The organism is Proteus vulgaris (assembly GCF_016239305.1).
GTDB lineage: Bacteria > Pseudomonadota > Gammaproteobacteria > Enterobacterales > Enterobacteriaceae > Proteus > Proteus vulgaris_C.
On the sequence record NZ_JAEHOQ010000018.1, the window covers coordinates 76,759 to 89,669 of the forward strand.

Consider the following 12,911-nt stretch of genomic DNA (forward strand, 5'->3'; position numbering starts at 1 on the left):
TTATTCGCCCGCTAATGCTCTCGGAAATAATAAGTTGTTTTCTAAGCTAATATGATCCATTAAATCGTCAATAAACTCATTAATACCATTATAAAGTACTCGCCATGTGGTGCAGGCTTCAGGTGGTGGTGTGACGTTTTTGGTAATAAATTTAATCACTTCAACAATTTCACCCGCATCATCATGTTCGTGTTCCATGACATTAATGGGTGCTCCGGCTTGGCTTCCTAATCCATTTTTTATCATAGGAAAAAGAATACGTTCCTCTTTCATCATATGACTGGTTAGTTCTTCCAATAATAGCGTTAATTGACGTGCTAATCCTTTAGGGACAGTCGGTTTTGCTTCATGAACTCGTTCTACTTTTTCTGCCTGTAGAATAAGCTCCGGTAATTGTGCTCTGTGTTTATCATGGTAGCGAACAATAATAAAATCAATAATTTCACTTAATGGCGCTTGTCGCCAATCTTTTTCTAATGGCTGTTCTGAAAGGGCAATTAATTTACTTTCAATTTCATCAATGTTGAGCCCAGCTTTCTCTGCAGATTTGCTTAATGTTCTTTTTCCACCACAGCAAAAGTCGAGGTTATATTGACGGAATATGGCACTGGCGCCAGAAATAGATAGGGCCAGTTGGCCGAGAGGTTGATCACGTAAATTCATATCGGCATCTCGTATGTTATTTAAATTAAGCGGACAATGCTCTTAATAATGCAAAAGCTTCTTTTACTTGCTCTTCTGTTACCACAAAAGCACGTAATACGTCATTCTTATCAAAGCCTTTAGCGATAACACCAGATTGTGTTGTATTAATATTCCACGTTAAGTCATTACGCGCGGTCTCACCGGCAAGATGTAGTGGCATTAACGGTGTTTTAACCCGAATAATCATCGGCGGTAAATTAAGAGGTGCATTATTTTCACCTATGAGTGATTTGGCTAAATGCATCGCACTTAATTGTATTGGCTGTAAAAAGGGTAATAAGTTACCGTTAATTTGTGCGCAATCACCTAAGGCATAAATATCGCTATTACTACTTTGCAGATATTCATTCACCATAATTCCACGATCAGTATGCAAACCCGCAAGGTGAGCAAGTTTTATATTTGGAGTGAGCCCAGTAGCGGCAATAACACAATCAACGGTTAATTGATGATGTTGATCAAATGTCGCCAAAATACCGTTATCGATTTGTGTTAATGACTGTAATGGTGATTTCAGCATTAAGCGTACACCAATTTCAGTGAGGCTAGATTGCAAACGGCCACTAAGATCGGAGGGGATCAGAGAAGATAATAATTGCCCTGAAATATCAGCAAGGATCACTTCTTTACCTGCCCGACTAAAATCCATGGCGAGTTCAGTACCAATTAATCCCGCCCCTAAAATTAATACACGTTTAGCTTGGCGAATTTGTGTTTCATAAGCTCGGTACTCTTGTTGACTATTAAGCGTAAACATTAACTCATGGCCTGAAATAGCAGGACAATAAGTTTTGGCTCCAGTGGCTAATACCAATTTATCGTAATGCCATTGTTCACCTTTGGCACTTTGAATCTGTTTTTCATCCGTATTAATATCAACAATTTGCGTATAAGGATAAATTGCTAATTGATATTGCTGTGCAAAGTCTTCAGCCGTTTGTTTTGTTAGATCATCAGCATTTTGAGCCTGACTAATAACATGGCTTAAGTCCGGCTTGTTATATTCATCAATGCTGTCTGAGGCAATAAGAGTAATGGGAATATCTGCATTAGATTTGCGAATATTTTTGACTAATTGGCGCGCCGCAAAGCCCGCGCCAATAATGACAATCCCATTACTGAGAAGGTCTGTACTCATTTTGCCTCCTTTGCAAGTACATCAAAGACATCTTTTCCTAATGAACATTCAGGACATAAGAAGCTATCAGGAACTTCACTCCATGGTGTATTTGGTTGAACGTTTTGCATTGGTTCACCTACTGCCGGATCGTAAATCCATTGGCATACACTGCATTGCATACGCGGGCCTAAATCGATCGCTTCAACATCTGTGATAATTTTAGGTTGTGATGAGGTTGTACAACAAGATTGAGTCGCAGGAAGTGGTGCTAAAGCCCATTGGCGAGCAATTTCACGGCCATATTCACGACAAATTTCTTGTGCTTGCATATCTGGGCGCCATTTGGTTTTTAGTGCTAGTGCAGTTTCAAACCCCGCATCCATTAAACGGGTTTGAATGCGGTCAACTGCGCCACCATTCCAGCCATAGCTCCCGAAAGCTGCAGCTTTTTTATTACGAAAACGCAAGCCAGTCATCTCTTCAAGCATGGCGGCGATTTTTGGCATCATGACATTATTCATCGTCGATGAACCAACGAGCACGCCTTTAGAACGAAACGCACTAGTAATAATGTCATTTTTATCACTTTTGGCGACGTTATAGCTTTTTACAAACACATTAGGGTCAATTTCATTAATACCTTGTGCAATGGCATCTGCCATCATGCGGGTATTGTTAGACATGGTGTCATAGAAAATAGTGATGCGATCTTCTTGATAATCTGCAGCCCATTTTAGATATAATTCAACGATTTGTGTTGGGTTATCTCGCCATACCACACCGTGAGAAGTGGCAATCATATCGACAGGTAAATTAAAGCCCAAAATTTCATTAATTTTTGGTGTTACAAGGCGACTAAAAGGCGTCAGAATGTTGGCGTAATAGCGTTGGCATTGCTCAAATAATTCTGTTTGGTCAACTTCATCGTTAAACAACCGTTCATCACAATAGTGCTGACCAAAGGCATCATTACTAAATAAAATTGCATCGTCGGTTAAATAGGTCATCATGCTGTCAGGCCAATGAAGCATGGGCGTTTCAACAAAAATGAGTTGTTTTCCATTACCAATATCTAGGCTATCGCCTGTTTTAACGATATTAAAATTCCATTCAGGGTGATGATGATGTCCATTGATTGAATCAATAGCGTTTGCTGTGCAATAAATCGGGGTGTTAGGAATAAAAGACATCAGCTCAGTGAGCGCACCAGCGTGATCTTCTTCTGCATGATTAATAATAATGTAATCAATCTCTTCCAGATTAATTTGTGTTCGTAAATTTTGCACAAATTCACGACTAAATTTATGGTCAACTGTATCAATAAGCACATTTTTTTCTTCACGTATTAGGTAGCTGTTGTAGCTACTACCTAATAATGTTTTGTATTCAGTGCCATGAAAATCACGAACTTCCCAGTCACGTTGTCCAACCCAATTAACATTATTTTTAACATGAATAGCCATTTTGTGTTGTTCCTTCTCATTAATCTTTTCATAGGGATATGCATTGATATAATCAAGAAGCGTGCCAGTTTTTATCTAATTGTTTTAAAAGAATTTTTATTTTTTTGACTATTTATATATTGTCAATATGACTATCTTTATCATGTCAAAATGACCATAATAAAGGTCATAATGACTATGAGGTATATTTATGGGCTTTTCTGTTGATGTGTTGGCTAAAATTGCCATTGAATTACAAAAAGATGTTGGTCACCAAGATAGGTTTCAGCGGCTAGTGACCACGCTTCGGCAAGTGCTAAATTGTGATGCCGCGGCATTGCTTCGTTATGAGCCTCATCAGTTTATCCCATTAGCCATAGATGGCCTTGTGCCAGATGTATTAGGGCGTCGTTTTTTACTTGAAGGGCATCCTCGTCTTGAAACCATAGCGCGAGCAGGGGATGTGGTACGTTTCCCTGCAGATAGTGATTTACCCGATCCTTATGATGGGCTTATTCCAGATAGAGAGCATTTAAAGGTCCATGCTTGTGTGGGATTACCGTTATTTGCAGGACAAGATTTAATTGGCACTTTAACACTTGATGGAATGGATCCTCATCAGTTTGATACCTTCAGTGATGAAGAGCTCCGTTTAATTGCCGCATTAACTTCTGGTGCATTAAATAATGCGCTATTAATTGAGCAACTCGAAAATCAAAATATGTTATTTACACCAACCAATACGTTTAAGCCCACAGTAAAAACAGAAATTATTGGTTTATCGCCTTCGATGATGCAATTGAAAAAAGAGATAGAAATTGTTGCACCTGCAGATATGAATATTTTAGTTAGTGGCGAAACGGGAACAGGTAAAGAGCTGGTGGTAAAAGCCATTCATGAAATGTCTAATCGTGCAGATAATCCGTTAGTCTATTTAAATTGTGCCGCACTTCCTGAAAGCGTGGCAGAAAGTGAATTATTTGGTCATGTGAAAGGAGCCTTTACCGGCGCAATTAGCCACCGTAGTGGTAAATTTGAAATGGCGGATAATGGAACGTTATTTCTTGATGAGATAGGGGAGTTATCATTATCACTCCAAGCTAAATTACTGCGTGTCTTACAATATGGGGATATTCAACGGATTGGTGATGATCGTAATCTACGCGTTAATGTGCGTGTATTAGCGGCAACGAATCGTGATTTATGGGAAGAGGTGTTAGCGGGAAATTTCCGTGCCGATCTTTTCCACCGTTTAAGTATTTTTCCTTTGCATGTCCCTCCATTACGAGAAAGAGACGAAGATATTTTGCTATTAGTGGGTTATTTCTGCGAGCAATATCGTCAGCGTTTTAACCTTACACAAGTGATTATTAGTCCTGAATTACGTCTTTATTTATTGCATTATTCTTGGCCAGGTAATGTGCGTGAATTAGAACATACCATTCATAGAGCAATCGTATTAGCGAGGGCTGGGAATAAGACAGATAGTCTTATTTTACAAGTCAGTCATTTTGCTTTAGGTACAGAAAATTCGACTCACCCAATATCACAGTCGCTACCTTCTGAAGAAAAAAATTTAAAAGTGGCAACGGATAAGTTTCAACGAGATTTAATTAAACAAGCATTACTGCGTAATAACCAAAATTGGGCGGCAACCGCGCGAGAGTTATCACTTGATCCGGCTAACTTACGTCGTTTAACAAAACGTTTAGGGCTAAAATCATAATAATTTAAAAAAGAGATGTCCTAAATGAAAAAAGGTAATTTGGGTGCGTGGTCCAAATTACCTTAAATAATTATGTTAGGATGATAAGTTGTTAATAAATTTCTATTTTCTGAATGCGTTCACCGTGATGGTTACCAGTTCTGTTAATGTGCTATAAAATTGGCTATATCCACTCATTTTTAATTTATTTAAATAGTGAGGTAGCCATGTGGTCAAATGAAGGGAAAGTAATTCATTAGCCGCGTCTTCTCTTTTTTCTGATGCCAATACCGCAACTTGAAATAACATCAAACCGATATGATCAACAGGCTCTGGAAAAGGCGTATTTACTTTTAAACGTTCCCGTTTTAAAAACTCACTCAGTGCGAGGGTAGAATCCCCTTGTAATAAGCCTTCAGGATCTAAATAGACCGAACCCCAAGGAGGGGCGGGTAAAGCATTAGGGCCAACAAAAAGATTTTGCCATTGAGTTTTTAATTGCGCTGTATCGATAGAAACGGAATCAATTAAACGTTCACATAGACGGCTTTCAATTTTACAAGGCCACTGTGCTGCAAAATCCCCAGTTTTAAAAAAGTTGAGTGCAGTTTTATTGGTGTCATCATCAGGTGGGAATAAATAACAAATTCCCAATAAATTAAATGCAGCCGCATAATAAGAGAGTCTGCTCATAAATTTTGATACTTCCTTAAAACAAACCCCAACTAATATGAGGTTTGTTTTTTTATTATTTAAACGACTTGCTCAATCACAATTAGTGAATGGAGTAGAAAACATAGCGCAACATAAAGTCAGCGATAATTGCGATAACACAACCAAGTACAAAAATAGACTCAGTTGATTTACCTTGATTTTTAGGGGCTAAGAATTTCACTAAACTATAGCCACAAGCTAATACTGCAAAGGTTGCTAAGATCCAACTGGTAGTGCGTAACGAACCAAGGGAGTAATATACTTGAATAGGTGATAACGGGAATGTCACCGATTTTTGGCTATAGAGTACGCTAGTTAAATATTGCTCATAAAAAGGTTGATACAGTAATCGACCCATTAAGCTAAATACCATTATTCCCCATAATTGCCATTTCCAGCACATTGGGAAAGAGTCTTGAGGTATTTCTATACCTAATTTATTTCCTACACGTTGTAATACTTTGAGTAATAAAAAGAAAATAGCGGCACCAAGTGTTAACATTGCCCCGAAGAACATGATGTAAGTGTTAGGATCCATCCATGTTAAAATAGAGGTATGGCGATAAATCGACGCCATGCAATAAATATCAAATAGTCCAATCAGAATACTGGTACTTAATAACAGCATTGAGAGTTTGCGGGTGCGCCAAAGCCATAAAAAGGTTAATCCTAAGCAACCAACAAAAATAGCGGTAACGGCAACTTCACGACTTAACCAAGCAGAAAAAACATTTCTAATGGCATTAGGAGCATTTAATGGCACGCCTAAGTGAGTGATTGAGGCGATAGAGCCTAAACCAGCTAATCCACAAATAACAAATAAGGCCAGCAACATAAAGCGATAGTAGCTTTCTGCATTGAGGTAATGAGAAAGGTGACGCGCAAAAAGCCCTGTTGTTAGCGCAAGACCAATGGTCGCATTCATCATAAATGTGAAGATTAACAATGACCATTCATTCATTTTCTTTCTCCCTTATTATTAATTCCGTCATTATTGGCACCCTGATGTGGGTTAATAACAAGGTTTGGATGCGTTATTTCAGGGGAAGGTAAACCCGTGACATAATCTAAATCGCCATAACGTTCACGCAGTTCATCAATAGGACCAAATTGGATTGCACCTAAAGGGCAAGTCGCAACACAAACAGGTTGTTCACCTTTTTGCTGTAAATCGATACAAAAGTCGCATTTTGACATCTGTTTGGTTTCTGGATTCATTTGTGGCGCACCATAAGGGCAAGACCACGCACAAGCACCACAACCGACACATTTGTCTGTATCTACCATGACAATACCGTCGCCTTCACGCTTATGCATTGCCGTTGTTGGACAGTTTTTAACGCAAATAGGATCGTCACAATGATTACAAGAGATAGATAAGGTGTAAGCAAAGACATTATTGATCAACGCACCTTTAGGATTACGAGTATAACCGCCACCTGTAATTTCATAGACACGACGAAATTTGCGTCCGACATCAAGGTTGTTTTTATCTTTACATGCAACCTGACACGCCTTACAACCTGAACAACGAGCGCTGTCGATATAAAACCCTAACTGCTTGTTGCTCACAGCGGGATAAACGATAAATTTACTCATGCTTTTGCTACCTCGACCAATAATGTTTGGTGAGCATTGCCGTGTGCCATTGCGGTGCTACGGGATGATGTTAATACATTGGCACATCCACCTTGATCTATACCTTTTGTATCAGGTTGCCACCAAGCTCCTGCTTGCAAGGCGACGACTCCAGGCATAATTCGTTGTGTTAATTTGACGGGAACCATCGTGATCCCACGATCGTTATACACTTTGACTTTTTCGCCCTCTTTAATGTTTCTATCTTGGGCATCTAATGGATTAATCCAGAGTTCTTGGCGCTGTACTTCTTGTAACCAAGGGTTAGCAAATTGCGTTGAATTTGCGCGATTACGCCCTTTCCATGTGATAAGTTGTAGCGGAAATTTATCCGTCAACGTATCTTCGGGGCCTTCAATGGCAGGCACATAATGAGAAAGCGCAGGGATATCGACATTATTCATGTCATATAAGCGCTTAGAGAAAATCTCAATTTTGCCTGATGGTGTTGGGAATGGATTATTCTCAATATCTTGGATATTTTTTTCAAACGCCACATTTTGAGTATGTGGACGATGTTTTAATAGATGACGACGTTTAACCAATAACTCTTTAAAGGTTGGAATGCCGTCTTCAGGGCGTTTAACACTAGCGTCATTGACTAAATATTCTATCCAATCACGATCAGTCTCTTTACCTTCACTAAATTGTTCACCTACTCCTAATTTATCGGCAACCTCGCGTAACCAATCGTAGTCAGTACGACGTTCGAATTCAGGCTCAATAACTTTTTCAGAAAGAATAATGTAGTCGCCATAACTCCATGTACCACCAATATTCCAGCGTTCTAAGAAACTGGTTTCTGGTAGTAAAATATCAGCGTATTTTGCACTTGGTGTCAGATAGAGATCACTACAGACGATAAATTCTACTTTTGATTCATCTTCAAGCACTTTAGCAGCATGAAGAATATCGGTATTCTGGTTCGTCATGTAGTTACCCGCCATTGAGAAAATCATCTTGATTTCAGTATCAAGTTTCTCGGCGTTTAGTAACCCATTTTGTGGCGTGACTAAATTTTTGTCCTCACATGCTTGTACCCAGTTGGTGATATTGATTTTCGCTTTTACTGGGTTAGTTAATAGGCTTGGCCCTGCAATGGTTTTACGCAATTCAGAGTTTAAAGCCATGCCATAACCTGCCGCCCAACCACCACGAACACCCACATTACCAGTGATAGTCGCAAGTAATGTTGCACCGCGTGCCGTCCGTTCACCACAAATATGGCGTTGGGGCCCCCAACCTTGCATCAATGCAGCTGGTTTTGTGGATGCATATTCACGAGCTAATTGTTTAATAGTATCCGCTGGTACTTTAGTGATGGTTTCAGCCCATTCAGGGGTTTTCTTAATACCATCTTTTTTACCCATTAAATAGGCGACTAAAGATTCATTTTCACCCACACCTTCAGGCATTTGGTGCTCATCAAAGCCAACAGTGTATTTATCAATAAAAGCTTGGTCATGCAGATTTTCGCTTACGATGACATACATCATCGCATCCATCATTGCATTATCCGTTGTTGGTAGTAACGGGATCCATTGATCAGCTAAAGAAGAGGCGGTATCAGAATAACGTGGGTCAACGACAATAAATTTAGTGCCATTTTTCTTCATTTTTTGAAAAAAATGGTTTGAGTGACCAAAAATAGTTTCGTTAGGATTATGGCCCCATAAGATCACAAGAGGGGTATTTTCTAACGTATCGAGTGTGCTACCACTGGCAGCTGTACCGTAAGTATAAGGGGTAACCGCAAGGGTATTTCCGTTACTGACAGAGTGATAGTTTTCCAGAAAACCACCGGTGATATTAAACAGGCGACGTAACATATTTGCACCAGAGAAAATCCCACCAGTAACACCAGTGCTTAAGCTTACAAAGCGTGATGCGGGGCCATATTGCTGGTTAATACGCTGCATATTTTGTGCAATAAGGGTGGTTGCTTCTTCCCAAGTGATACGTTCAAATTTACCTTCGCCACGTTTCCCAACACGTTTCATTGGGTATTTTAAGCGATCTGGATGATAGACAAATTTCCGATAACCGCGGCCTCTAACGCAGGCACGCATAATAGGCATTTCTTCATCTAGATCAGCATCGGGCCGAGTGCTAATACGGGTAACTTTGCCATCTTTTACATGGGCTCGAATATCACATTTACCGCCACAGTCGAAGCTACTGCAAGTTGAAACAACGCGTTCACCATCTTCAGTTGTTATTGGTTTTACTGGAATAGCGTTGTCTGTTGTCGCAGCAAAAGAATTTGATGCGAGAAAAGGAAGGGTAACTAATGCTGAGCTCGCTTGAATAAAGTGACGGCGGCTAACATCGTTGAGAATGCTCTTTGTATCACTATCGTGATCGGACTGATTGCTCATAATGAACTCTACCTTAAACATAATAGGCGGATCCCGATATACCCGATACTTGATATAAAGAATGTGCGTGATTTTTCTAGGCTATGAATAAAGGGAATGTCTGGTATCCGCTGCATTATTATTGAATGCATAGATAAGTGCAGCATGTTCGAAATAACATCTGCGAAAGGGATAGTAGTTGATTAATCTTTTGCCAACATTCTAAAACCAGACAATAACATTCGAATTTCAGCCTATTTACTAAGGGTGTTAAAAGCTCGTTTTTTGATTGTTAATAAGGTTTATTAAATAGATATCAAGAAGGTTGAAATTTCACATAAGACACTTACGTTACCTATTTAAATATATAACGTTTTTGATTATATAGCTCATTATTTGCCAGTGTGTAGAGTGTGAGAGAACTGCTATATTAAAAAGGACGAAAATAAAAAGAGAGTGGCCCAAACTGTGAGAAATGTACCATTAAAAAGCGTTGATTCACTTGACCGAGATGTTATTGCGCTGGGTACAGACTATTTACCCAATACGTTGTTAGAAACACATCAACATCGTCGAGCCCAATTTTTATACCCTGCAACGGGGTTAATTGAAGTGAGTACGGATGATGGTGAATGGGTTATTCCACCGTCTTGTGGTGTGTGGATCCCACCAGAGACTGGGCATGAAACTCGTATGTTAGATGTGAGTACTCGAAGCCTTTATATTGAGCCTTTAGCCGCACCTCGCCATAGTAAACAATGTGAAGTTGTCAGTGTTTCTCCTCTTTTTCGCCAGTTACTGCTTGAAGCTGTAGATGTGCCTGCAGAATATGATAAAAAAGGGCGAGATGGTCTGTTAATGCAGTTAATCTTATGCGAATTAGCGAAAGCAAAACCATTACCGTTTTTTGCGCCTATTCCACAAGATAGCAAATTAGCTAAATTATGCCGCGATTTTATTCGTAACCCTAAAATAGATTCTTTACCTCAACAGTGGGCAGATAAATTACATAAAAGTGAGCGCTCTTTTAGTCGTTTTTTCCGCCAACAAACAGGAATGTCATTTTCACAATGGCGGCAACAAGTCTGCTTATTGAATTCATTAACACAAATCTTATCTGGACGTGGTATTACTGAAATTGCCTTTGACTTGGGTTATAACAGTGCCGGTTCATTCTCGACAATGTTCAAAAAACAGATGGGGCAATCGCCTTCTCACTTTAGTATGGATGCGTTGGATATCGACAGGTTTTAGTTGATATCTATAGCAAATATCTAAATTTAGGTTATTTAATGATCTGTGTTCAGTCTTTTATCTGAGTATTAGACATCTCTCCTATCGGCAAAAATTTTAGTAATGCGATACTGAAAAAAAAAAATAAATAAAGAAATCCTTATATAAGGGGGCTTTTGGTATATCAAAAAGAGAGTAGATCGAACAATAGATATCTTCTATTAAAAATACATTTGAAAGATGAGCAAAATGCACACTTAAACAGAATAAAAAGTTAAAGTTTTTTATTTAATAGTGGATTATAAAATAAAAGTTAGAATAAAAGCGTACGAAAATGAGTAAATATACTATCGTATTTATTTTTTTCAAGAGAGTTGTTAATAAAATGTTTATTTTTTGTTGCTTGTTTTTGGGGTTTAAAAATTGGGAGGATTTATCTTTTTGGATTAAACTCGATCATTGATTTACTTTTAATTAATTGAATTAATTTGTTATTTTTAACTGGTACAATCTCTTAACCTGCTTTTTATCTTTTTTTAAAAAGAAATCACTAAGTATATTCAAATGATAATTTAATATTCTAGGTTTCTATGCATTTATATGGCTGAAAATAGTTCTTCTTATAAATTTTTATTTTTAATAGTATTTTTATACTGAATAAGATTATCTATTTATGATTATATAAGAAATATATAAATAAGGTTTTTTGAAGTGTAAAGCATGTAAATAAGGAATTAATTTAACAAAAAATATATTTCAATATTTAAATTTATTTGAAATAGCATTAATTGTGAAAAAAAATAAATATATCTATATATATAGCTTGGGTTTTATCTCTAAATTAACATCACCTATCTTTTAAAGACTTTAATTAAATAATATTGCTTATATGATACCGACAAGGTTATTTATATACCTGCTTTCATTTGTTTTTATTACATCTATAAAAAGATGTCCTTTGTTTTTTTAAAGACAATGTGGGCTAATTTCATATTTAAATATGAAAGTAAGATTACTTAAATACATATAATTTTTGTGTTTTTATGATCTTATATAAATATAACCAATCCTAAAAATGTAATCCAAAAAAGATTGATTATTAACGGTGAGATTATTTATGAACAATCAGACTGGAAATGAAATTAATATAGAGAAAGGTCAAGTTATAAAAATAAGTCGATCGGAAATAAAAACAATCATTAAAGACGAAAATAACCTTATTATTGTTAAAAATAACGGTGAAAAACTAGTCATTAATGATTTTTTTAATACATCTGAAAATTACTTTATTGTAGAAATGGATGGTGTTCAGTATAAAGCCTCTTTAACACCTAATTCAGATAAATTAGAGCTTATTTTTAATAAATTAGATGATGTAACAGATACTGAAAATTTATTAGGTTTAACAGGTGGTGAATGGTTTTCTATCGCTATTGGTGCCGCTGTTCTTGGTGCTGGAATAGCAATAGCCTCTTCTTCAAGTAGCAGTAGTAGTGGCTCATCAAATCATGTGACGCCACCACAGCCAACTGAAAAAGAGTTAGTTGAAAAACTGATTGTCGATAAATCATTAGATTTGAAAAAAATCATTGATGCGGCAAAAAATCTTGTTGATAAAGCTGCAGAAGCAACTGAAAAAGCACAGAAAACAGGTGATGAAAAAGATTTAGATTTAGCGCTAGAAGCTCATAAAGATGCAACAACAGCACTTGCTCTAATTGATAAATTAAAAAGTGAATTAAATGAATTAATTGAGCAAGGCGAAAAACTTAATGTTGATTCAAAAATTATAGATCAAGCAAAAGAGCTATTAACAACGAATACTGACTCTTTTGGTAAAACATTAGATGAGTTAGGTAAGCTATTAGAAAAACTGCAATTAGAGTTAGAGCAGAAAAAGGCGATTGATGATACCGACACGGCGATTGACGATCTGCCTGATGACGCGTCCGACAAAGAAAAAGCGGAAGTGAAAGCGAAGCTGGATAATGCGGCTG

Annotated in this window: 10 protein-coding genes; 3 read left to right on the top strand and 7 right to left on the bottom strand. The window is 37.5% G+C overall.

What is annotated here, in order from left to right:
- Genes ytfE through norV form a run of 3 tightly spaced genes read right to left on the bottom strand, consistent with a single transcriptional unit; the run spans window position 1 to window position 3,288 of the window.
- Entirely contained in the window at window positions 1–663 is a 663-nt protein-coding gene (gene ytfE, locus JEP40_RS13540; RefSeq protein WP_198623955.1) for an iron-sulfur cluster repair protein YtfE, read from the bottom strand.
- Window positions 664–688: 25 nt separating this feature from the next.
- Window positions 689–1,843 (bottom strand): NADH:flavorubredoxin reductase NorW, encoded by a 1,155-nt coding sequence (gene norW, locus JEP40_RS13545; protein WP_198623956.1) that lies wholly within the window; start codon window positions 1,841–1,843, stop codon window positions 689–691.
- Window positions 1,840–3,288 carry an anaerobic nitric oxide reductase flavorubredoxin gene (gene norV, locus JEP40_RS13550; RefSeq protein WP_198623957.1) on the bottom strand — a complete coding sequence of 483 codons (1,449 nt, stop codon included), beginning with the start codon at window positions 3,286–3,288 and terminating at the stop codon, window positions 1,840–1,842. The genes norW and norV overlap by 4 nt, the downstream gene beginning before the upstream one ends.
- Before the next feature lie 190 nt (window positions 3,289–3,478).
- Between norV and norR the strand changes: the two genes are divergently transcribed.
- Window positions 3,479–4,993, top strand: coding sequence for a nitric oxide reductase transcriptional regulator NorR (norR, locus tag JEP40_RS13555; RefSeq protein ID WP_198623958.1), 1,515 nt, complete (start codon window positions 3,479–3,481; stop codon window positions 4,991–4,993).
- A 102-nt stretch (window positions 4,994–5,095) separates the two neighbouring features.
- Here the strand turns inward: norR and JEP40_RS13560 are convergent, their stop codons facing one another.
- The 4 genes from JEP40_RS13560 to JEP40_RS13575 form a co-directional block, all read right to left on the bottom strand.
- Entirely contained in the window at window positions 5,096–5,665 is a 570-nt protein-coding gene (locus JEP40_RS13560; protein ID WP_198623959.1) for a molecular chaperone TorD family protein, read from the bottom strand.
- Between the two features lie 82 nt (window positions 5,666–5,747).
- Window positions 5,748–6,647, bottom strand: a complete 900-nt coding sequence (locus JEP40_RS13565; protein WP_198623960.1) for a dimethyl sulfoxide reductase anchor subunit family protein — start codon at window positions 6,645–6,647, stop codon at window positions 5,748–5,750.
- Window positions 6,644–7,285: a DMSO/selenate family reductase complex B subunit gene (locus JEP40_RS13570; protein ID WP_109392088.1), complete on the bottom strand. Its 642-nt coding sequence runs from the start codon at window positions 7,283–7,285 to the stop codon at window positions 6,644–6,646. Before JEP40_RS13570 ends, JEP40_RS13565 begins: the two co-directional genes overlap by 4 nt.
- Window positions 7,282–9,702 carry a DMSO/selenate family reductase complex A subunit gene (locus JEP40_RS13575; RefSeq protein WP_198623961.1) on the bottom strand — a complete coding sequence of 807 codons (2,421 nt, stop codon included), beginning with the start codon at window positions 9,700–9,702 and terminating at the stop codon, window positions 7,282–7,284. The genes JEP40_RS13570 and JEP40_RS13575 overlap by 4 nt, the downstream gene beginning before the upstream one ends.
- Window positions 9,703–10,149: 447 nt before the next feature.
- Here JEP40_RS13575 and JEP40_RS13580 point away from each other — a divergent pair, with 447 nt between their 5' ends.
- Both JEP40_RS13580 and JEP40_RS13585 read left to right on the top strand, forming a co-directional pair.
- Entirely contained in the window at window positions 10,150–10,935 is a 786-nt protein-coding gene (locus JEP40_RS13580; protein WP_198623965.1) for an AraC family transcriptional regulator, read from the top strand.
- 1,096 nt (window positions 10,936–12,031) lie between these two features.
- Window positions 12,032–12,911 (top strand): BapA/Bap/LapF family prefix-like domain-containing protein (locus tag JEP40_RS13585; protein WP_198623962.1); only part of this gene is annotated, 880 nt, incomplete at its 3' end.